24 protein-coding genes and 1 pseudogene are annotated in these 20,754 nt (G+C 68.7%); 7 read left to right on the top strand and 18 right to left on the bottom strand.

Going from position 1 to position 20,754, the window contains the following annotated elements; genetic code table 11:
* Nucleotide 1: 1 nt before the first annotated feature.
* Both ABZ863_RS03490 and ABZ863_RS03485 read left to right on the top strand, forming a co-directional pair.
* Nucleotides 2-928 (top strand): 3-methyladenine DNA glycosylase, encoded by a 927-nt coding sequence (locus ABZ863_RS03490; RefSeq protein WP_358530692.1) that lies wholly within the window; start codon nucleotides 2-4, stop codon nucleotides 926-928.
* A 138-nt stretch (nucleotides 929-1,066) separates the two neighbouring features.
* On the top strand, nucleotides 1,067-1,654 hold the full coding sequence (locus ABZ863_RS03485; protein ID WP_358530691.1) for a hypothetical protein: 588 nt from the start codon (nucleotides 1,067-1,069) through the stop codon (nucleotides 1,652-1,654).
* Between the two features lie 296 nt (nucleotides 1,655-1,950).
* Here the strand turns inward: ABZ863_RS03485 and ABZ863_RS03480 are convergent, their stop codons facing one another.
* Nucleotides 1,951-2,517 (bottom strand): MerR family transcriptional regulator, encoded by a 567-nt coding sequence (locus ABZ863_RS03480; RefSeq protein WP_358530690.1) that lies wholly within the window; start codon nucleotides 2,515-2,517, stop codon nucleotides 1,951-1,953.
* Between the two features lie 248 nt (nucleotides 2,518-2,765).
* Here ABZ863_RS03480 and ABZ863_RS03475 point away from each other — a divergent pair, with 248 nt between their 5' ends.
* A complete protein-coding gene (locus ABZ863_RS03475) occupies nucleotides 2,766-3,404 on the top strand; it encodes a TetR/AcrR family transcriptional regulator (protein WP_358530689.1) in 639 nt (212 codons plus the stop codon).
* On the opposite strand, the gene ABZ863_RS03470 is transcribed toward ABZ863_RS03475, so the two are convergent.
* The 8 genes from ABZ863_RS03470 to ABZ863_RS03435 all read right to left on the bottom strand — a co-directional run bounded on the left by ABZ863_RS03470 (nucleotide 3,401) and on the right by ABZ863_RS03435 (nucleotide 9,599).
* Complete coding sequence (locus tag ABZ863_RS03470) at nucleotides 3,401-3,874, bottom strand: bifunctional nuclease family protein (protein ID WP_358530688.1); 474 nt, start codon at nucleotides 3,872-3,874, stop codon at nucleotides 3,401-3,403. The genes ABZ863_RS03475 and ABZ863_RS03470 overlap by 4 nt on opposite strands.
* 231 nt (nucleotides 3,875-4,105) lie before the next feature.
* Nucleotides 4,106-4,861 carry a MerR family transcriptional regulator gene (locus tag ABZ863_RS03465; protein WP_358530687.1) on the bottom strand — a complete coding sequence of 252 codons (756 nt, stop codon included), beginning with the start codon at nucleotides 4,859-4,861 and terminating at the stop codon, nucleotides 4,106-4,108.
* The gene (garA, locus tag ABZ863_RS03460) at nucleotides 4,858-5,322 is read right to left on the bottom strand and encodes a glycogen accumulation regulator GarA (RefSeq protein ID WP_358530686.1); all 465 of its coding nucleotides are present in this window, start codon (nucleotides 5,320-5,322) and stop codon (nucleotides 4,858-4,860) included. Before garA ends, ABZ863_RS03465 begins: the two co-directional genes overlap by 4 nt.
* A gap of 93 nt (nucleotides 5,323-5,415) precedes the next feature.
* Entirely contained in the window at nucleotides 5,416-5,799 is a 384-nt protein-coding gene (gene gcvH, locus ABZ863_RS03455; protein WP_358530685.1) for a glycine cleavage system protein GcvH, read from the bottom strand.
* 58 nt (nucleotides 5,800-5,857) lie between these two features.
* On the bottom strand, nucleotides 5,858-6,457 hold the full coding sequence (locus ABZ863_RS03450; RefSeq protein ID WP_358531224.1) for a CDP-alcohol phosphatidyltransferase family protein: 600 nt from the start codon (nucleotides 6,455-6,457) through the stop codon (nucleotides 5,858-5,860).
* 115 nt (nucleotides 6,458-6,572) lie between these two features.
* Nucleotides 6,573-6,797, bottom strand: a complete 225-nt coding sequence (locus tag ABZ863_RS03445) for a hypothetical protein (protein ID WP_358530684.1) — start codon at nucleotides 6,795-6,797, stop codon at nucleotides 6,573-6,575.
* Nucleotides 6,798-7,020: 223 nt separating this feature from the next.
* Nucleotides 7,021-8,742: an AMP-binding protein gene (locus ABZ863_RS03440; protein ID WP_358530683.1), complete on the bottom strand. Its 1,722-nt coding sequence runs from the start codon at nucleotides 8,740-8,742 to the stop codon at nucleotides 7,021-7,023.
* 14 nt (nucleotides 8,743-8,756) lie between these two features.
* Entirely contained in the window at nucleotides 8,757-9,599 is an 843-nt protein-coding gene (locus ABZ863_RS03435) for a crotonase/enoyl-CoA hydratase family protein (protein WP_358530682.1), read from the bottom strand.
* 56 nt (nucleotides 9,600-9,655) lie between these two features.
* Here ABZ863_RS03435 and ABZ863_RS03430 point away from each other — a divergent pair, with 56 nt between their 5' ends.
* The gene (locus ABZ863_RS03430; protein WP_358530681.1) at nucleotides 9,656-10,603 is read left to right on the top strand and encodes an alpha/beta fold hydrolase; all 948 of its coding nucleotides are present in this window, start codon (nucleotides 9,656-9,658) and stop codon (nucleotides 10,601-10,603) included.
* On the opposite strand, the gene cobA is transcribed toward ABZ863_RS03430, so the two are convergent.
* From cobA to rpmB, 5 genes are all read right to left on the bottom strand, one after another.
* A complete protein-coding gene (cobA, locus tag ABZ863_RS03425) occupies nucleotides 10,488-11,729 on the bottom strand; it encodes a uroporphyrinogen-III C-methyltransferase (protein ID WP_358530680.1) in 1,242 nt (413 codons plus the stop codon). The two genes, ABZ863_RS03430 and cobA, sit on opposite strands and share 116 nt — an antisense overlap.
* 43 nt (nucleotides 11,730-11,772) lie before the next feature.
* Nucleotides 11,773-12,780: an aldo/keto reductase gene (locus ABZ863_RS03420; RefSeq protein WP_358530679.1), complete on the bottom strand. Its 1,008-nt coding sequence runs from the start codon at nucleotides 12,778-12,780 to the stop codon at nucleotides 11,773-11,775.
* Nucleotides 12,781-12,859: 79 nt separating this feature from the next.
* Nucleotides 12,860-13,165, bottom strand: a complete 306-nt coding sequence (gene rpsN, locus ABZ863_RS03415; protein ID WP_358530678.1) for a 30S ribosomal protein S14 — start codon at nucleotides 13,163-13,165, stop codon at nucleotides 12,860-12,862.
* A complete protein-coding gene (rpmG, locus tag ABZ863_RS03410) occupies nucleotides 13,165-13,284 on the bottom strand; it encodes a 50S ribosomal protein L33 (RefSeq protein WP_358530677.1) in 120 nt (39 codons plus the stop codon). The genes rpsN and rpmG overlap by 1 nt, the downstream gene beginning before the upstream one ends.
* Before the next feature lies 1 nt (nucleotide 13,285).
* Nucleotides 13,286-13,522 carry a 50S ribosomal protein L28 gene (gene rpmB, locus ABZ863_RS03405; RefSeq protein ID WP_358530676.1) on the bottom strand — a complete coding sequence of 79 codons (237 nt, stop codon included), beginning with the start codon at nucleotides 13,520-13,522 and terminating at the stop codon, nucleotides 13,286-13,288.
* A 67-nt stretch (nucleotides 13,523-13,589) separates the two neighbouring features.
* Here rpmB and ABZ863_RS03400 point away from each other — a divergent pair.
* Nucleotides 13,590-14,112, top strand: a pseudogene (locus tag ABZ863_RS03400) (GTP-binding protein); the annotation flags it as partial.
* On the opposite strand, the gene ABZ863_RS03395 reads toward ABZ863_RS03400, so the two are convergent.
* From ABZ863_RS03395 to ABZ863_RS03385, 3 genes are all read right to left on the bottom strand, one after another.
* On the bottom strand, nucleotides 14,054-15,361 hold the full coding sequence (locus ABZ863_RS03395; protein ID WP_358530675.1) for an MFS transporter: 1,308 nt from the start codon (nucleotides 15,359-15,361) through the stop codon (nucleotides 14,054-14,056). The pseudogene ABZ863_RS03400 and the gene ABZ863_RS03395 overlap by 59 nt on opposite strands.
* 76 nt (nucleotides 15,362-15,437) lie before the next feature.
* A complete protein-coding gene (gene dmpG / locus ABZ863_RS03390; RefSeq protein ID WP_358530674.1) occupies nucleotides 15,438-16,454 on the bottom strand; it encodes a 4-hydroxy-2-oxovalerate aldolase in 1,017 nt (338 codons plus the stop codon).
* Entirely contained in the window at nucleotides 16,451-17,380 is a 930-nt protein-coding gene (locus ABZ863_RS03385) for an acetaldehyde dehydrogenase (acetylating) (RefSeq protein ID WP_358530673.1), read from the bottom strand. Before ABZ863_RS03385 ends, dmpG begins: the two co-directional genes overlap by 4 nt.
* 39 nt (nucleotides 17,381-17,419) lie before the next feature.
* Between ABZ863_RS03385 and ABZ863_RS03380 the strand changes: the two genes are divergently transcribed.
* Both ABZ863_RS03380 and ABZ863_RS03375 read left to right on the top strand, forming a co-directional pair.
* Nucleotides 17,420-18,169, top strand: a complete 750-nt coding sequence (locus ABZ863_RS03380) for an IclR family transcriptional regulator (RefSeq protein ID WP_358530671.1) — start codon at nucleotides 17,420-17,422, stop codon at nucleotides 18,167-18,169.
* A gap of 161 nt (nucleotides 18,170-18,330) precedes the next feature.
* Entirely contained in the window at nucleotides 18,331-19,491 is a 1,161-nt protein-coding gene (locus ABZ863_RS03375) for a DUF222 domain-containing protein (protein ID WP_358530669.1), read from the top strand.
* 19 nt (nucleotides 19,492-19,510) lie between these two features.
* Here the strand turns inward: ABZ863_RS03375 and xylA are convergent, their stop codons facing one another.
* Nucleotides 19,511-20,683: a xylose isomerase gene (gene xylA, locus ABZ863_RS03370; protein ID WP_358530667.1), complete on the bottom strand. Its 1,173-nt coding sequence runs from the start codon at nucleotides 20,681-20,683 to the stop codon at nucleotides 19,511-19,513.
* Nucleotides 20,684-20,754: the final 71 nt, after the last annotated feature.

Raw genomic sequence — 20,754 nt, 5'->3', positions numbered from 1 at the left:
GATGGAGCTTTCCGAACAGGAGTGGCGTGCGCGCGAGGACGCCCACGTCAGCCGCATGCGTGCCTGGACCGAGCCGCACCAGCGCCGCCGTTCCCGCGGTGAGAAGCATCCGGTCCTGGACTTCCTGTTCACCTACTACTCACATCCGCCGGCCCACCTGGAGCGCTGGCAGCCGGGACCCGGGGTCGTACTCGGCGGGCAGGCCGCGCGCCGGTTCCTCGACCGCAAGGGGTACCAGGAGGTCGCCGGAGGTGTGGCGCTCGATCCGCGCGGGTTCACCGAGCGGCAGGCGCGCAGCGCGCGATCCACCCTCGCGTTGCTGGAGGCCACCGCCAGTCGCACCCCACGGCTGGGCTGCTTCGGGCTGCACGAATGGGCCATGGTGTACCGGCAGGATCCGGCCGGGCTCCGGCACGCGCAGTTGCCGCTGCGGCTCGGGGCCGCCGGCACCGACGCGGTCGTGGACTCGCTCGGCGTGCGCTGTGGCCACTACGACGCGTTCCGGTTCTTCACCGAGCCGGCCCGGCCACTCAACGAGTTCCAGCCGACCCGGCAGACCCAGCGGGACCTCGACCAGCCTGGTTGCCTGCACGTGGGCATGGACCTGTACAAGTGGTGCTACAAGCTGGTCTCGTTCGTGCCGTCGGAGCTGCTCGGGGACTGTTTCGAACTGGCAGCCGACATCCGGCTGCTCGACATGCGGGCCAGCCCCTACGACCTCTCGGCGCTCGGCCATTCCCCGGTCCGCATCGAGACGGCGGCTGGCCGGGCCGAGTATGTGCGCGCGCAAGCGGCGTTCGCACGTCGCGCCGAACCCTTGCGGGCGCGGCTGATCCAGCACTACCGGCGGCTACTGAGCGAAACCAGCGTCGGCCAGACACGCCGGGCCCACGTCACATCGGTCGCTGGACCTCGCCTGTTAGAGTGATAACGTTTTGGTTTCGTAAACAGAGCGTATACCCGCTCCAAGCATGGCGAGAGGACTCCGATGGGTCGGCACAGTAGGGTGGAACACCCCGCGCCCGAAGGTGCTGATGGTCGCACGTCCACAGGTACCCACCGCGCGGTGGGTAAGGCCGCACGGCGGCGGGTGGCCGCGTGGCCGATCGCCTGCCTCGTGCTGGTGGGTCTGCTCGTTGCGGGCTGGTTCGGCTGGAACTGGGCCGACGGTCTCGTCGCCAGCCGCGCCGAGGCGCAGGCGTCGACGTGCGATGAGGGCGAGAGCGTCCTCCGCGTCGTGGTCACACCCGCCGTCGTGCAACCGGTGGCCAAGGCGGCACTGGAATGGAACGACGCCCGTACCGTCGTGCACGGGCACTGCGTCACGGTCGATGTCGCCCCGGTGAAGTCGGACCGTGTGCTCGCGGCTCTCGTCGGACGCGGCGGCAGCACTTCCATCACCAGTGGCGCACCTGCCGCGTGGGTTCCCGAATCGACCACCTGGGTCGACCAGCTCACCGCCGAGCGTCCGGGGGTCATCGGCTCGAACGCCGAATCCGTCGGCTCCGGACCCAACGCCGACTACCCCTACGTCAGCCTGGCCGGCGACGGTGTCGACTCGGTCCAGCAGCGCGCCGCCCAGTCGTTCCGCGCGTTCCTGCTGGCCCCCGCACAACGAGAGCACTTCACCTCCGCAGGCCTGAATCACCCCTGACGCGGGTCTGCTCCCGGCGGGTCCGGCAGCGCACGCCCGCGCGCTAGGGCGGAGCCGTATAGGGTGTTATACAGCGGTATACGCGCGCGGAGGGGGAACCGGTGGACGGCGCGAGTCCCCCGCTCCAGCGCATGAGTCCCCCACTCCGGCGCGCGAGTCCCACCCAGGAACGCGAGTTGCCCACTCCGGCAAAGGCCGGGTTTCACAACACGATCCCGACACCAGCACAGGTGATCGACAGACAGCCGAGCCCCGAGCGATGACCGGAGCCCGCGAGCGCGGGCAGGCGAGCGTGCTCAGCCGGTGCGGCGAGCCTTGCGTCGCTCGGACAGTTCGTCGGGAACGGTGGGCTCGATCTCGCCGCCATCGGCCCGCTCCGCGGGGAACTCGTGAATGGTGCCGCTGATCTCCTGCATCGCACCGCTCACCGCGATGCCGAACACGCCTTGGCCGCCCTGCAGTAAATCAACGATCTCCTCGGGCGAGGTGCATTCGTACACTGTCGTGCCGTCGGAGAAAAGGGTGACCTTGGCGAGATCGCGGACACCTCGTGCCCGCAGGTGTTCGACGGCGACCCGGATGTTCTGCAGGGACACCCCCGTGTCCAGCAGACGCTTGACGATCTTGAGGACCAGGATGTCCTTGAACGAGTAGAGGCGCTGAGAACCCGAGCCGTGCGCGGTACGAATGCTGGGCGTCACGAGCTTGGTCCGGGCCCAGTAGTCGAGCTGCCGGTAGGTGATGCCGGCGATCTGGCACGCAGCGGGACCGCGGTAGCCAACCAGCTCGTCCGGCAGCGACGCATCGGGGAACAGCTCGCCCTGCTCGCCGTCGGCGGCCCTGATCAGGCTCTCGTCGACCACGCATGCCTCCTCTCGCCCGGCCGGCCGGCCGGCGAAACAAGACCGCCAGCCCCCGGGGTGGGGCCGACCGGTATGACGATCGCACCGGCATGTCGCTCCGGCTGGCAAATCACACCCGCGCGATTCGTCTTCCCTCGACGGTATGCGCGCTCGCCGGACCGGTCAACGCGACGCGCGGGCACCCTCAAGTCGATATTGAGGCTTACCCACAGTTGACCGGATTTACTCGGCCATGTAACTTATTACTCATGCAAGTAAATGCCACTGACACATTCGGCTCGGGCACTGGGCTCACGGTCACCGAAGCCGCCCGCCGGGCCCAGATCATCGACGCGACCATCGCCACGGTCGCGGAACTGGGCTACAGCAAGGCATCGTTCGCCAAGATCGTCGAGCGCGCCGGGCTGAGCAGCACCCGGATGATCTCCTACCACTTCGGCACCAAGAGCGACCTCATGCTGGCGACCGTCGGGCAGATCGTCGACAACCAGGACACGTTTCTCATGGCCCGGCTCGGCGACCAGACCGGCAGGCGGGAGATGCTGCGCGGCTACATCGAGTCGGAAATAGCGTTCGTCGGCGCCTACCCGCAGCAGGCGCAGGCGCTCATGGAGATCGGCGCTAACGCCCGCGACGGCAACGCCACTCCCCTGCTCGACGAGGTGTGGAAGGCGATCAGGATCGGACGGCTCGGACGGCAACTGGTACAGGGCCAACGCGAGGGAGCCTTCGGCCAGTTCGCCGTCGACGTGATGGCGCAGACGATCCGGCAGGCGCTGGACGGTGTCCCGGCCAGGCTCGCGCACCAGCCGGACCTCGATCTCGCCACCTACGGCAGGGAACTCGCGGACCTGTTCGACCGAGCCACGAGGCCGGTCGCGGACTAGGTGTCGGCGCCGCGGAAATCTTCAGGGGATACGGAGTCGAGGAACTCGCGGAACTTCTCGACTTCGTCCTCCTGCTCGTCCGGGATGATCAGCCCGGCTTCCTCGAGCACGCCTTCCTCGGCGTGGATCGGCACACCGACGCGCAACGCGAGTGCGACCGAATCGCTGGGCCGGGCCGAAACCCGGACGTCACCGTCGAAGACGAGTTCCGCAAAGAAGGTGCCTTCGCGGAGATCGGTGATGATGACCCGCTGAAGCTCACGCCCGAGTGCGCCGATCACTTCCTTGAGCAGGTCGTGTGTCAGCGGGCGAGCCGGGCGAACGCCCTGCTGCTCCAACGCGATTGCCGTGGCCTCGACCGAGCCGATCCAGATGGGTAGGTATCGCTCGCCCTCGGTTTCCCGCAGCAACAAGATCGGCTGGTTAGCGGGTAGCTCGACCCGGACGCCGACGACGCGCATCTCGCTCATCGGGCTTCGCCTCCCTCTCCTGCGCACGGGCTGCAGCGCTGTCACGAGGATCTCGCATCGACAGTCTCGACGCTACCCGTCCTCCGGGCGCTGTGCTCGCTACGAAACTTCTTCTGTCGGCTCGGTTCGCGAACCTTGCACTAACCGTACGGCATCCCTGTGGGAACGTTGAGACATCGAAATGTGGCGTAACAGACGCGACACGCACCAAACACCGCACCGCCGACCAGCCTACCCGCCGGTCACACCTCGAATGCCCGCCTTGACCAGCAACGTGTGCAGTGTGACCGACAGAGCGGCGAGTTCGCGGACGAGCTCGTCACCACGTTCCTTCGCGTCGGCGTCGCGGTGCCGGTACACCGGCGCGACGATCTGCTCCAGCAGTCCGACCTCCCGGTCGGCCGAGGCGCGGAACGCGCGCAGATGTCTCGGCTCGATACCGAACTCCGTCATCGCCTTGACGGCCCTGGCCACCTGGACGGTGTCGGCGTCGTAGAAACCGGCGGGACCGGGCCGCACCAAACCGTACTGGCGCAGCTCCGCCAGCATCGCGGCGTCGATGCCGGCCTCGGCGAGCAGTTCTTCCTGTGTCAGCCGGATCTCGCGCTCGACCGCGAAGTCCTCGGCGCAGGGCAACGGCGACCGCTCGCCGTTACCGGCGGCCGCGTCGACCGGAACGAGCTTACGAGGCGACCGCGGCGCCGTGGCCACAGGCTCCAGCCCGCGGTCGACGGCGTCCAACTGCTCCTTGATCACCTTCAGCGGAAGGTAGTGATCACGTTGTGCCGCCAGGACAAACCGCAACCGCTCGACGTCGGCCGCGGTGAACTGGCGATAGCCGGACGGTGTGCGACCAGGCTGGACCAAGCCTTCCGACTCGAGAAACCTGATCTTGGAGATGGTGACATCGGGGAAGTCCTTGCGCAGTTGCGCCAGCACGGCCCCGATGCTCAACCCGTCACGTTGTGGCCGCCCGGCAGCCGTCACTGTGCCCCCTGACCCCCGTGACCGGGACCGGTCAGGAAGACGAGACGGAACTTGCCGATCTGTACCTCGTCGCCACCCGCGAGGACGGCCTGGTCGACCGGCTCGCGGTTGACGTACGTGCCGTTCAGGCTGCCCACGTCGATCACGACGAATTCCCCACCCTCGCGGCGGAACTCGGCGTGGCGGCGGGACACGGTCACATCGTCGAGGAAGATGTCACTGTCGGGATGGCGGCCCGCGCTCGTCGTGTCACGATCGAGCAGGAACCGGGACCCCGCGTTCGGGCCGCGCTTGACCACGAGCAGTGCGGAGCCCGAAGGCAGGGCGTCGACACCGGTTTCCTGCGGTTCGACCGCCGGTGTCTCCTGGCCCTCCACCTCCGACAGGAAGTCGGCCCGGAATACAGAGGTCCGCTCCGGAGACTGCTCCGGGGGAACGCCGGGCCCGTCGTTCGTGCTCACCTGAGCTCTCCTTACGCACTGATGTGTCGTCGTCGAAACGTGGTGTTGCCAACGTACCGTGCCGGACCTGCCGCAGGTGGCGGGGCTCCCTGATCAACCGCCGGTGACGCGCTGGTAGGCGTCGGCGTCCAGCAGGCCCTCCACGCCGGCCGTGTCGTCGAGCTTGATCTCGATGAGCCAGCCCTCCCCGTAGGGATCGCTGTTGATCAGCTCCGGTGACTCGGCGACGGCCCCGTTGACGGCCACGATCTCCCCATCGAGCGGGGCGAACAGCTCCGAGACGCTCTTCGTCGACTCGACCTCGCCGAACACGTCCCCCGCGTCCAGCTGTCTACCGACCTCGGGCAAGTCGACGAACACGACATCACCGAGCTGGTCCTGGGCGTACTCGGTGATACCCACGCGCACCGTGTCACCACCGCGAACGGCGACCCACTCATGTTCCTCGGTGTAGCGCAGCTCTTCCGGCGTCGACAACCCCGTTCCCCTTTCGTGCTCACGGCACTGCGTCCGTGCGGGCATCTTCGCACAGCGGCTAGCTCGCGCGGCGGCCCGAAACGGCTTTGACCGTCTGCACGACGTACAACGCGCCCGACCACAGGTACAGCGCCCCACCCCAGATTGTGAAGGCGTAGGCGAAGGGGCGCGCGAGCTCCGCGGCCGTCGAGGTGCCCTGCGTGAGCAGCAGCAGCGGGAACGCGTACATAAGGTTGAACGTCGCGCCCTTCCCGACGTAGGTGACCTCGGGTGGCGCGAAGCCGTTGCGGCGCAGCACCAGCAGGCACACGCCGACGACCAGCTCACGAGCGAACAGTGCGGCGACCATCCACCAGGGCACGATCTCGCGCACGAGGAAGGCGATCAGCGTCGCCATGATGTAGAGCCGGTCGGCGGCTGGGTCCAGCAGCTCGCCGAGCCTGCTCGTCTGGTCGAGCCAGCGCGCCAGCTTGCCGTCGAGCCAGTCGGTGAGCGCACTGAACACCAGCACCACGACCGCCCAGCCGTCCTCCTGCGGTCCCAGCAGCAGCCAGAGGAACACGGGGACGCCGGCGAGCCGCAGGATCGACAGCAGGTTGGGCACTGTCAGCGCCTGCCTCGCCAGCGACGGCTCCGGCACAGCCGGACCATTCCGCATGCCGCTGTGCTCGCGAGATCTTGCCGGCTCGGTCACGTGCTCACCGTATCGACCCGGGCGCGGGGCCGTGTCAGCGCTGGTCCGGAACGCGGGTCCGCCCGCTCGCGGCGCACGTTCAGCTGGAGCGCTGGTAGCTCCAGCCGCGGCGGCGCAGGTCTTCCCCGGTCAGCGCCTGCGGCCGCCCGTGGCTGTCGGTACCCATCCAGCGAGGCCGCCTCGAGCTGCTCTCGAGTACGTACGCGCGGCCCTGGCACCAGACCACCGTGCACGGGGTGGTCGGCGGACTCGCCGCCCGGTCGGCACCCGCTAGCGTCGTCCCGTTCTCTGTGTCAGCGCTCATCGCTCTCTGTGCCCGGTTCAGTCGAAGCCGTCAGGAACTACCAGCGAGCGCGGCTGACAGATACCGCCGTCGCCGCACTCGTCCTTCCTATCGGCCCACACGCCCGATCCGTTAACTCGTAAGGCGAATCTTCACCCGGATAAAGACAAGAAAGGCGTACACCCCAGGTCATCCACCGTCCACATTGGATTCCAATGGACGATCCGGGCGCTACGCTGAGTAGTTACCGGTTGGAGCCTGTGAGGCCGGGGAAGTCGTCCTCCCGGAACTCCCCCGCCGGGCGGGTGTCGCCGGCCTGCTGCTCCTTGCCGCGCAGCTCCACCCGCCGGATCTTGCCGGAGATCGTCTTCGGCAGCTCGGTGAACTCCAGCCTGCGGATCCGCTTGTACGGCGCCAGCTGACTCCGGCAGAAGGCCAGGATGCTCTCCGCCGTCACCGCGTCCGGTGCGTGCCCCGCGGCGAGCACGACATAGGCCTTGGGCACCGCGAGCCGGATCGGGTCCGGGGCGGGCACCACCGCCGCCTCCGCGACGGCATCGTGTTCGAGCAGCACGCTTTCCAGCTCGAACGGCGAGATCCGGTAGTCGGAGGCCTTGAACACGTCGTCCGTGCGCCCGACGTAAGTGAGGTAGCCCTGCTCGTCGATCGAGCCGACATCGCCGGTGTGGTAGTAGCCGCCCGCGAAGGCCGCAGCGGTGCGCTCCTCGTCGTCCGCGTAGCCGACCATGAGCCCAGCCGGCCTGCTGGACAGGTCGAGGCAGATCTCGCCCTCAGCGGCAGGCGCACCGCTGACCGGGTCGAGCAACGCCACCGTGAACCCCGGTACCGCACGGCCCATCGAACCCGGCTTGACCTGCTGTCCCGGCGTGTTCGCGATCTGCACACTCGTCTCGGTCTGGCCGAAGCCGTCCCGGATCGTCACACCCCACGCCTTGCGGATCTGTTCGATGACCTCCGGGTTGAGTGGCTCACCCGCGCCGACCACCTTCGCCGGTGGCCGCGTCAGCTCGGTCAGATCCGCCTGGATCAGCATCCGCCACACGGTGGGCGGCGCGCAGAAGCTGGTGACCCCGCACCGGTCCATCTGCGCCATCAGCGCGGTGGCGTCGAACCGGGTGTAGTTATAGAGGAACACGGTCGCCTCGGCGTTCCACGGCGCGAACACGTTGCTCCATGCATGCTTTGCCCAGCCCGGCGAGGAAATGTTGAGGTGAACGTCGCCCGGTTCCAGCCCGATCCAGTACATGGTCGACAGGTGACCGACCGGGTAGGACACCTGCGTGTGCTGGACCAGTTTCGGCTTCGCGGTCGTGCCGGAGGTGAAGTACAGCAGCAGTGGATCGGACGCGGCCGTCGGCCCGTCCGGGGCGAACTCCCCCGCGGCTGTGCCGGTGTCGGTGTAGGACAGCCAGCCGGGAACCGGTTCACCGACCACGATCCGCGTGTAGTCACCGGCGACCTCGGCGAACTTCGGGGCGTCGACGGAGCGGATCACCACATGCCGTGCCGCGCCCCGGTCGACGCGATCACGCAGATCAGCGGGGCCGAGCAGGGTCGATGCCGGGATGATCACCGCGCCGAGCTTGATCGCGGCGAGGATCGTCTCCCACAGCTCCACCTGGTTGCCGAGCATGAGAATCAGCCGGTCACCGCGGCGCACCCCCTGTGCCCGCAGCCAGTTCGCGACCTGGCTGGACCGCCTGGCCAGCTCCGGGTACGTCCAGCGGCCCTCCGAACCGTCCTCCTCGACGATCCACAGTGCGTACCGCTCCGCGTTCGCCGGATCGCGGGCGATGTGGTCGAACCAGTCCAGGGCCCAGTTGAACTCGGTGAGCTCCGGCCAGGTGAAGTCCTCGTACGCGGTGGCGTAGTCCTCGCGGTGCGCGATCAGGAAATCGCGTGCCTGCCGGAACGTCTGGTGCGCAGCCGCGGCGTCGTTGCTCACGATGTTCTTCTCCTTCACTCGCCTCTGAACTCGGGGTCACGCCGTTGCATGAACGCTTGTACCGCCTCGCCGAGATCCTTGCTGGGCAGAAACGCCGCGTTCCACGCGGAGACGTAACGCAGCCCGGCCTCGACCTGCTGCCGGGTGTTGACCGACAGGACGTCCTTGATGCCCTGGACCACCAGCGGCGGGTTGGCGGCGATGTCCTCGGCGAGCGACCGGGCGGCCGCCAGCATCGCCTCCTGGTCCGGATACACGTCGTTGACCAGGCCGATTTTCTCCGCTCGCGCGGCGTCGATGTCCCGCCCGGTGAACGCCAGCTCGCGCAGATGCCCCTCGCCGATGATCGCCGCGAGCCGCTGCAGACTCCCCAGATCGGCGACGATGGCGACCTTCACCTCGCGGACGCTGAACTTCGCGTCCGCACTCGCCAGGCGGATGTCGGCGGCGCTGATGACGTCCACCCCGCCGCCGATGCACCAGCCTGCGACGGCCGCGATCACCGGTTTGCGGGTCGCCGCGACCGCGCCGACAGCCTCCTGCAGGCGCCGGATCTCGTCGAGGAACGCTGTGCGTGGCCCGGCCAGCGCCGATTCGCCGAGGTAGTCGGCCCAGGTCGGCAGCATCGCAGGCAGGTCGAGGCCGTAGGAGAAGTGCTTACCGCTGCCGGTGACCACGATGGCGCGCACGGCGGGATCGGCCTCCAGCGAACCGAACACCAACGGCAGCTCCCGCCAGAAGTCGGGCCCCATGGCGTTGCCCTTGCCAGGGCCCAGCAATGTCACCTCCGCCACGTGCCCTGTGCGTTCCACCTTCAGCGACACCAGGTTCCGCAGGTTCTCGGCGGCATCGGTCATGGCTGCCATCCTCGCGCACGAAGTTGACGGCCTGCCAGTCGCGTTAGCCTGATTCCATGAGCAGCGTCCCGGCATTCGAGGAGCCGGCGTCCGTCCGCCCCCGGCCCGGGGCGCGTCCTCTCGAGCTCGTGGGCTCGTTCCAGCACGACGGCCACCGGCTCACCTACACGGAGTTCGGCTCCGGCGACCAGATCGTGGTGCTCACGCACGGCATCATGTTCACGCGGCGGATGCATGCACCGCTGGCGCGCAAGCTGGCCGCGGCGGGCTACCGGGTCGTCACGCTCGACCTGTTGGGGCATGGCGAATCCGATCGGCCAACCGAGTCCTGGTACTACTCGATGCCGGCCTTCGCCGAGCAGACGATCGCACTGCTCGACCACCTCGGCATCGACGACGCCGTCATCGGCGGCACGTCGCTGGGCGCCAACGTGGCGCTCGAGATCGCTGTCACGGCGCCGGAGCGCGTGCGCGGCCTGGTCGTCGAGATGCCCGTGCTGGACAACGCCATCGTCGCCGCGTTGCTCACGTTCGGCCCCTTGCTGTTCGCGGCACGCTTCCTGCCCGTGACCGTGCGGGCGGTCGGAGCGGTGGCCCGGCTGCTGCCGCGTGGCGGTCAGTGGCTTGATGCCCTCACCGAGACACTCGATCAGCGACCTGCGTCGATGGCGGCCCTGCTACACGGTGTGTTCTTCGGCCGGATCGCCCCGCCGAAGGCCGTGCGCACACGGATTCGCGTGCCGGCGCTGGTGATCGGGCATCAGCGCGATCCGATCCACCCCTTCGGCGACGCCGACACATTGGCGGTGGACCTGCCCGACGCCGAGTTCGTCCAGGCACGCAGCCCCGTCGAGCTCCGGTTCGACCCGGGCAGGCTGACCGATGCGATCATCGACTTCGTGCGTCGCTGCTATGCCGCTGACCGACACCGGCAACCGGGCCGATCACGGTCACGGCAGGCGGGCGGATACCCGCCGCCGCCGCATCGGCGGCGATCTTCCTGAGCGTCGAACGCAGCACCCGCTGAGTCCGCATGGTGCCGTCCTGGATCATCGCGACCGGCGTGTCGCCAGGGCGTCCGGCCGCCAGCAGCGCGTCCGCGAAGGCCTCGATGCGCTCGACCCCCATCATGAGCACGATCGTGCCGCGCAGCCTGCCGAGCGCCTCCCAGTCGACCAGTGACTGGTCGTGGCCGGGCGGGACGTGGCCCGACACGACGACGACCTCGTGTGCGACGCCGCGGTGCGTCACGGGCACGTCGGCGAGCGCGGGCACCGCGAACGCGCTGGTGATACCGGGCACGACGGTGACGGGCACGCCGGCGTCTGCGCAGGCGAGGACCTCTTCGAAACCGCGGCCGAACACGTACGGATCGCCACCTTTGAGGCGGACCACGAACTTGCCGGCCCTGGCGTTGTCTATGAGCGTCCGGTTGATGACGTCCTGGCTCGCCGCGCGCCCGTACGGGATCTTCGCGGCGTCGACGACCTCGACGTGCGGTGGCAGCTCGTCGAGCAGCTCCCGCGGGCCGAGCCGGTCCACGACCACGACGTCGGCCCTGGCCAGCAGCCGGCGGCCACGGACGGTGATCAGCTCGGGGTCGCCGGGGCCACCGCCGACCAGCGCGACGCCCGCGGGCCCGCCGGAGTTCTCCTCGCCCGGATCGGCGATCGCACCGGCGCGCAGCGCGTCGAGCACGCTGTCCCGGACAGCGGCGGAACGGCGCGGCGCACCACCGGACAGCACGCCGACGAGCAACCCGTCCTGCTCCCCCGTCGCGGGCGTGACGGCGCTGCCCTCGTGCCCGGAGTCGGCACGCACGCAGAACACCCGCGCCCGTTCGGCCTCGGCGCAGACCGCGGCGTTGACCTCGGGGGCATCGGTGCAGGCCAGTGCGTACCAGGCGCCCGCGAGGTCACCGTCGCGGTAGCGGCGTTCGTGCCAGGTGATCTCGCCCGCGTCGGCCATCGCGCTCACCGAGGGCGTGGTGTGCGGCGAGATCAGCTCGACCACGGCGCCCGCGGCGACCAGCCGGGGCAGCCGCCTCTGGGCGACCGTGCCGCCGCCGACCACGACGACTCTGCGCCCGGTGAGGTCGAGTCCGACCAGGTAGTGATGCTCCTCCGCCATGCGCCAAGCATGCCGTTCGCCCTTGGCGAGCGCGCGATCAGGGTCAGCCCGGCCTGCGCCCGTCGAGCCGGGTCGCCGCGTCGCCGAAGGCGAACGGGTGCGGCTCGCATTCGGCGATGAAGTCGCCGGGGAACCCGAGCTCGAACTCCACTGCGGCCTCGAGCCGTTCGATCGCGTCGGCCGGCAGGGTGAGGTCGAGCGCGCCCAGGTTCTCGGCGAGCTGCTCGACGCTGCTCACGCCGACGAGTGGCAGCACCGCCGCCGACTTGCTGCGTGTCCACGCGAGTGCCACCTGCGCCGGGCGGACGCCCAGCTCGTCGGCGACTGACCGGACGGCACGGGCCGCCGCGAGCTGCCGCGGGGTGAGTGTCGCCGGGTCGACCCTGGTGGAACGCCGTTCGCCGGCGGGTGCGTCGGCGCCGCCGGAGAGGACGCCGGCGGCGAGCGGTGCCCAGGCCGTCACGCTCATCCCGAACGTCTCGGCCATCGGCAGCAGCTCGCGCTCGATGTCGCGGGTCAGCAGGTTGTAGGGCACCTGCAGGCCGGCGAACGGCGTCCAGTCACGCCACTGGGCGAGCGTGTTCGCCCGAGCGACGACCCACGCGGGCGCGTCCGAGATACCGGCGTAGAGGATCTTTCCCGCACGCACCGCGTCGTCGAGCGCGCGCATGGTCTCCTCCACCGGGGTGTGCCGGTCCCAGAGGTGCACCCAGTAGATGTCGATGTAGTCGGTCTGGAGCCGGCGGAGGCTCTGTTCCAGAGAGAGCACGAGGTTCTTGCGGTGGTTGCCTGCGGCGTTGGGGTCGCGGACATCGCGGGACAGGGTGTACTTCGTGCCGATGACGAAGCGGTCACGCCGGTCGAGGATCGTGCCGAGCAGGCTCTCGCCGTCGCCGTAGGCCGACGCGGTGTCCAGCACGTTTCCACCCGCGTCGGCGTAGGCGTCCACGATGCGCCGGCTCACCGTCGGATCGTCGAAACCCATCGTGCCCAGCAGAAGTTCCGACACCCGAAGGCCCGTATGGCCGAAAAGCCGGTAACGCATGGTCATGCTTCACATCCTGGCCTGGCCCAGTCCGGCGGAGGGAGGCCGGGCCAGGGCCACCCTCAGCGGCCGTGGGCACGGCCCCTCACCAGCTCGACTTGGTGACGCCGGGCAGTTCGCCGCGGTGGGCGAGCTCGCGCAGCCGGATTCGGGAGAGCCCGAACGCACGGAAGTACCCACGCGGACGGCCATCGACGACATCCCGGTTGCGCACCCGGGTGCGGCTGGCGTCGCGTGGCATGGCCTGCAGCGCCGACACGGCCGCCGCCTTCTGCTCGGGTGTTGACGCGGGCGCGGCGATAGCGGCCTTGAGCTCGGCACGCCGCTGCGCATACCGGGCGACCACTACGCGCCGCTGCTCGTTTCGGGCGATCTTCGACTTCTTCGCCATCAGCGCTCCTCTCGGAACTCGACGTGGCGGCGAGCCAGCGGATCGTACTCGCGCAGCACGAGACTGTCGGGGTCGTTGCGCCTGAGCTTGCTGATCGGGCGCACGTCGTTGCGGGCCATCTCAGAGCTTCACCCCCTGCGCGCGCAGCTCGGCGACCACGGCATCGATGCCACGCCGGTCGATCGTCTTCATCCCTTTGACCGACACCCGCAGCCGCACCCACCGGCGCTCGCTCGGCACCCAGTACCGGCGCGTCTGGAGGTTCGGGTCCCACCGCCGTGAGCTCCGCCGGTGCGAATGCGAGACCTGCTTGCCGAATCCCGGCTTGCGGCCGGTGACCTGACACACCGCTGACATGCGATCTCCCGAGTTGATATTGATAACGATTTTCATTTACAGTACACGGCTGTGACCGACGAGCACCGTGTGCCCCTCGATCGTCGAACTGTCCGCAGTGGACAGCGACTCGTTGCTCGCCGTGGTCACCCAGGACGCGCGCAGGGGCACGGTAGCCGATCCACACGGTGCGTTGCTCCGCGGCGAGCCGCCGCTGCACGCCGAATGCGGCGTCGCGGTCACGACGTTCTCCGCCCAGCGACCGTTCCACCCGCAACGCCTGCACGAGACCATCGGCACCCTGCTGGACGGTGTCGTGCGCACACGTGGCCGGGCGTGGGTGGCGAGCCAGCCGGGCCCGCTATCCCGACCCGTTCGGCGAATGGCACTCCGACGCCTGCGACGACACCGGAACCGCCCTCGGCCGCCACGACGTGAACGCACAATCCGGAAAGGACGACAACCACGGGCCCGACCTGGTCCCGATCATGGTCGATGGGAACGCCTGCTGGTGCCCCACAGGCTCGACGCGAGTTCCCTCATCGGCGTCGGCTACCGCTGACCGGCCTCCAGCACACTGCGCCGAAGGAGCGGGATGCCGAGGAGGATGAGCACGGCGGGCAGCGCCGAGAACCCGAGCGTGATAGCGGTGATCGCGCTGTCCGGCTGCGTCGCGGAGGAGTCCACACTGGACAGATAACCGCCCGCGGCGAGCACCAGGCCGAACAACCCGGGGCCGAGCGCAAGACCCAGCGTCTCGGCCGCCGTCCACACTCCCGCCGTCACGCCTGCCCGCGTCGCGCCGGTGCGTTCCTCCTCCGCCGAGATGAGGTCGGGCAGGATCGCCAGCGGGAACACCTGGATGCCGGCGTAGCCGACCCCGGCCATGGCGACGAAACAGAACACCACCGCCATCGGCAGCACCCGTGCGAACGCCAGCCCCACGAGCGCGGCGGCGAACACGGCCGTCGCCACGCGGAAGCCGACCAGCTTTCCGCCCGTGCGGCCGAGCCGGTCCCACAGCGGCATGACCAGCAGCGCGGGCCCGACGAAACCGGCGAACAGCAACGACTGCAGGTCCGGGTCGCCCAGTACGTAACGGGCGACATAACTCACGCCCGCCAGCAGGGTCGCCACGCCGAGTGCCTGTACGAAGTAGACGGCGAGCAGCCAGCGGAACGAACGCCATTGCCGCATGGTGGCCAGCAGCGCCCGCCAGCTCGGGGTCGGCTGGCGGAGCCTGCCCACCGGCGCGCCGCGGAGGCCGAAGTAGACGGCGAGAGTGCCGGCCACGATCAGCACCGCGACGAACACGCCCATCAAGCGGTATCCGGCAACGCCGCCGAGCGAGTTCGCGATCGCCGGCGCGACCGCGCCCGACACCAGGATGGCCAGTGCCAGCACGGCGATCCGCCATGTCGTGAGGCGAGTGCGTTCGTCGTAGCCCTCGGTCAGCTCGGCGGGCAGTGCGTTGAAGGGCACCTGGAAGAACGCGAACGCGGTGGCGCACACGAAGAACATCACGATGACGTAGGCGGAGTCGCCCGCGACGCTGCCGAATCCGGGATGGGCGAACAACGCCGCGAAGAACACCGCCAGCACCAGGCCGCCCACCAGCAGCGAGCGGCGCCGGCTGCCCCGCTCGGCAAGGCCCGCGTCGGAGATCCGGCCTGCCACCGGGTTGAACACCACGTCCCACGCCTTCGGCAGCAGCACGATGGCACCCGCCGCCGCGGCGGGCACCGCCATCGTGTCGGTCAGGTAGGGCAGCAGGAGCAGCCCGGGTACGGTGCCGAAGGCTCCGGTGACGAACGACCCCAGCGAGTAGCCGAGACGAGTTCGGGTGCCCAGCGCCGACATGGTCCTCCCCGCGCACGAGTTCAGGTGGGGGAATCGTTCCACCCTCCCCGGCACCACCCCCACGCGGCCCACCCGATCAGCCGGCGCGTTCGGCCGCCAGCTGCAGCGCGATGTCGATGATCATGTCCTCCTGCCCGCCGACATACCGGCGCTCCCCCACCCGGTAGAGGATTTCGTAGGCAGGGACGCCATAGCGCTCCGCCGCGCGTTCGGCATGCAGCAGGAAGCTCGAGTACACCCCGGCGAAACCCTGCACGATCGACGAGCGGTCCATGACCGGCAACCGCGTGATGTAGGGCCTGACCACGTTCTCCGCCGCGTCCAGCAAAGCGTCCTTGTCCACCCCGGTCGTCACGCCGAGGCGTTCGAACGTCGCCGCCAGAACCTCGGTCGGGGAGTTACCCGCCCCGGCGCCCAGCGCCAGCAGCGAGCCGTCGATCTGCCTGGCACCGGCCCGGTAGGCGAGCACCGAGTTGGCCACCCCGAAGCTGAGGTTCTGGTGACCGTGGTAGCCCACCTCAGCGGCGTTCCCGACCTCGGCCACGAGTGCGGCGACCCGGTCGGCTGCCTCATCGAGGATCAGCGCGCCGGCGGAGTCGACGACGTAGACGCACTGACATCCGGCGTCGACCATGATCCGCGCCTGCTTCGCCAGCGCCTCCGGCTCCGACATGTGCGACAGCATGAGGAAGCCGACGGTCTCGAGGCCCAGTTCCCGCGCGGCGGTGAAGTGCTGGATGGACACATCCGCTTCGGTGCAGTGCGTGGCAATGCGCACCGCACCGGCGCCAAGTTCCGCGGCGGCCTTCAGATCGGTGACCGTCCCCAGACCGGGTAACAGCAGCACGGCGATCCTGGCCTGCTTGGCCTCGGCCACCGCGGCCGCGATGAGCGTGCGCTCGTCGACAAGTGAGAAGCCGTAGTTGAACGTGGATCCGCCGAGCCCGTCGCCGTGGGTGACCTCGATGAGAGACACCCCCGCGGCATCGAGCGCCCGCACGGTGTCGCGCACGTGCTGCTCGGTGAACTGGTGGGCCATCGCATGGCTGCCGTCGCGCAACGTCGTGTCGACGAGCCGGACCTGCCTGCTCACTGGTGCACCGCCTTTCCGCGCGCCCGCTCCGCGACGATGCGGTCGGCGAGCAGCTCGCCGACCTTCGCCGCCGCGGCGGTCATGATGTCGAGGTTGCCGGCGTAGGTGGGCAGGTAGTCGCCGTTGCCTGCTACTTCGAGGAACACCGCGACCCTGGCCCGGCCGTTCCAGCCGGGGCGGGGATCGTCGAACTGCGGGTCGGCCTTGAGGGTGTAACCAGGCACATAGGACTGTACATTCTGGACCATCCGGTGGATGGACTCGCTGATCGCGTCACGGTCGACGTCCGGATCGATCGCGCAGAACACGGTGTCCCGCATGATCATCGGTGGTTCCATCGGGTTGATGATGATGATCGCCTTGCCCTTGTCGGCACCGCCGACCACTTCGAGCCCGTGGGCGGTGGTCTCGGTGAACTCGTCGATGTTGGCGCGGGTACCGGGGCCTGCCGAGCGCGAGGAGACCGAGGCGACGATCTCGGCATAGCTGACCGGAGTCACCCTGGCTACCGCGTGCACGATCGGGATCGTCGCCTGTCCGCCACAGGTGATCATGTTGAAGTTGGGCGCGTCGAGCTGCGCGGGCGGGTTCACCACGGGGCAGGTGAACGGGCCGATCGCGGCCGGGGTCAGGTCCACCGCGGGTATCCCGGCCTCGGCATAGCGGGGCGCGCTGGCCAGGTGCGCTTTCGCCGAGGTCGCCTCGAACACGATGTCGGGCAGCTCGTCCTGCGCCAGCAACCAGTCGACTCCACCGGCCGATGCCCGCACGCCCTGCGCCTCGGCGCGCGCAAGGCCCTCGGACGCCGGATCGATGCCGACCATGTACCGCACGTCGATCCGCTCACTGCGCCGTAACTTCGCGAGCAGATCTGTGCCGATGTTCCCGGGGCCGACGATCGCGGCCACCGCTCGGGCTTCGCTCATGGCTATGACGGTCGTGCACGCATGAGGCATTATCAACGCATGTGTCCCGCTCACCGGAACGACGACGCGTCGACCGCCGCGCGGCTGACGGCACTGCTCACCGCGTTCCGCCCCGGCGACGACGCGCTCGGCGTGTCCGAACTGGCCCGGCGCACGGAGCTGCCGAAGTCGAGCGTCCACCGGCTCACCGGCCACCTGCTCAGCCACGGACTGCTGGAGCGGGACGGCAAGGGTCTACGGCTCGGCCTCAAGCTCTTCGAGATCGGCCAGCTCGCCGTGCGCCAGCGCGATCTGGTGGACGCCGCCCGGCCGTACCTGGCCGACCTGCGCGAGGCGACCCGCAACACCGTGCACCTGGCGGTGCTGGAAGGCATCGAGGTCGTCTATCTCGACATCCTGCGTGGACCGGACGCGCCAACACTGCCCTCTCGCGTCGGTGGCCGGTTCCCGGCACACGCCACGGCGGTGGGCAAGGCGATACTCGCGTTCTCCCAGGAGTCCGTTGTGGACACCGTTATCGAGGCGGGCCTTCCTCGGGTCAGCCAGCGCACGGTGACCGCGCCGGGAATCCTGCGCCGGCAACTGGCCAAGATCCGCGACGACGGGCTTGCCTACGACCGCGAGGAATCCGGCATCGGCGTGGTGTGCACCGCCAGCCCTCTGCGTGGCGCGGACGGCGTTGCCCGGGCCGCCATTTCGCTGTCGGGCTGGACCAATCGGATGCGCCTCGACCGCGTTGCACCCGCCGTTCGCACTGCGGCTTTGGCGCTGTCTCGCACGCTGCGTTGATACGGTTTTGCTTGGGGTTGTTGGGTTTCAGGCACGCCTTCGGCGCGCCGTGTGAAACTGTCGCTCCTGTGGTCAGATTGGTCTCACTGTCTACTAGCGACAGTTCCCCACGGTTCGGGTATCGTTGTCAGGTTTCCTTGTAGTTCGCTACGCAGTGCGGTATGATCGGTCTTGTGGGGAATTCCTTGTTAGGCCAACAGATTCCGGATCGGATCTTGGCTCTCAATCGGCTCAAGATGTGGGTTGATGCTTCGTTGCATCGGGCCTTCGATGCGCTGGATGAGGATCTTGGGCATACGCCTGACGTACCTGCCGAGTTGGCGCTGCTGTTGTCGGTTAGTGAACAGCACGCTCGGCGGATGGTCGATCTGTCTATCACCCTGGTTCATCGGTTGCCGGAGACTTTGGCTGCCATGGAGTCCGGGGTTCTCGATTCATATCGGGCTTCGAAGGTTGCTGCGGCTACCGCGTGGCTCGACGATGAGCAGGCTCGCCAGGTTGACTCTGCTGTCGCGCCTCGGCTTGCTGGTAAGAATCCTCATCAAGTGCGGCGGGTTGCGTCGTACTGGGCTCTGAAGGCCGATCCTGAGGGGGCTGCCCGTCGGGCGGACCACCGTCGGACAGAGCGGTCGGTGCAGTTGCTGCCAGGTGACGACGGGATGTCCACATTGCTCGCCGACCTGCCTGCCGAGGTTGCCTCATCCGCCTATGCGCGGATCGACCGGATAGCCCGCACCCTGCGCGGCGCCAACGAATCCCGCACCCTCGACCAACTTCGGGCCGACGTGTTCGCCGAACTGCTGCTCGGCTCTCACACCACCGGTTCCGGGGCGAAGGCCGAAGTGCACGTCTACATCGACCTCACGACTCTGGCTGGGTTGAACGACAATCCCGCGCAGTTGGCCGGTTATGGTCCGGTTCCCGCTTCGGTGGCACGGGAAATCGCCCACCAACCCACCTCCACCTGGCAGCGGATCATCACCGATCCCCTCACCGGAGCACCGATCGACGTCGGACGCCGCCGCTACCGCCCACCCGCCGTCACAGACGAGTTCGTGCGGATACGGGATCGCGAATGCCGCTTTCCCTCGTGTCACCGGCCTGCGCACTTCGGCGACAACGACCACCACACCCCCTGGAGCAGGCAGGGGTCCACGGATCAGGCGAATCTGGTCAACCTTTGTCGGCGGCACCATCGACTCAAGGACCGGCCCGGGTGGACCTACCACCTCAACCGAGACACCGGCGCAGTCACCGTCACCACACCCACCGGCGCCACCTACACCAGCAAACCCGAACCACTCCACGACCCACCGTTCTGATATGGGGTGGGCGATCAGCTCAGCCCCGGAAGCCGACCAGGTGGTCGAAGGCTAGCTGGGCCAGCCGCACGAAGCCGTAACCGCGCTCGGCGGCCACGTCCGGGTCGAAGTCCTCGAACGCGCTGCGGTCGGCGCGTAGGTCGGCGGGCGTCTCGCCGGGCGCCAGCGTCGGCACCGCGAGTTCGCCGACGCGAGCGGCGGCCAGCGCCTCCTGCACCCGTGGGTCGGCCCGGTAGGCGCGCGCCCGTTCCCGCAGCAGCAGGTAGCTGCGCATGTTGGCGGCCGCGCTCTCCCACACACCCTCGGTGTCCTCGGTACGCAGAGGCTTGTAGTCGAAGTGGCGCGGGCCGTCGTAACCGCCGTGCTCCAGCAAATCCACGAGGAAGAACGCGGACAACACGTCACCATGGCCGAAGATGAGGTCCTGGTCGTAACGTGGACCGCGCTGGCCGTTGAGGTCAATGTGGAACAGCTTGTCCTGCCACAAAGCTTGCCCGATACCGTGCACGAAGTTCAACCCGGCCATCTGCTCGTGCCCCACCTCGGGGTTCACGCCGACCATCTCATGGTGCTCGAGGCTGGAGATGAAAGCCAGCGCATGGCCGATCGTGGGCAGGAAGATGTCGCCGCGCGGCTCGTTGGGCTTGGGCTCCAGCGCCAACCGCATCCCGTAACCCTGATCGAGCACGTACTGAGCCAGCGTGTCGATGCCCTCGCGGTAACGGTCCAGCGCCGCCCGCACGTCCTTGGCGGCATCGGTCTCCGAACCCTCACGACCGCCCCACAACACGTACGTCGACGCGCCGAGCTCGGCGGCGAGATCGATGTTGCGCATGACCTTGCGCAGCGCGTACCGGCGGATGTCCCGGTCATTGTTGGTGAGCGCGCCCTCCTTGAACACCGGATGCGAGAACAGGTTCGTGGTCGCCATCGGCACGACCAGCCCGGTGCCGTCGAGCGCCGCGCGAAAAGCCTTGATCCGCTCCTCCCGCACCGAATCCGTGCTCCCGAACGGGATCAGATCGTCGTCATGAAAAGTGATACCCCAGGCGCCGAGCTCGGCGAGCCGGTGCACGGCCTCCACCGGGTCCAGCGGAGCACGCGTGGCGTCACCGAACGGGTCCACGGCACGCCAGCCGACCGTCCACAGACCGAAGCTGAACTTGTCCTCGCGAACAGGTTGTACGACCACGATGTCCTCCAGCAATAGTTTGGTGCTTGAACTTATCCACGCCTTGTCAGCGTGGTCAAGGCTTTCGTTCA

Origin of the sequence: Saccharomonospora sp. NPDC046836 (assembly GCF_040645195.1) — a bacterium.
In the GTDB taxonomy this organism is placed as follows: domain Bacteria; phylum Actinomycetota; class Actinomycetes; order Mycobacteriales; family Pseudonocardiaceae; genus Prauserella_A.
This window is presented reverse-complemented; position numbering and strand designations above follow the sequence as displayed.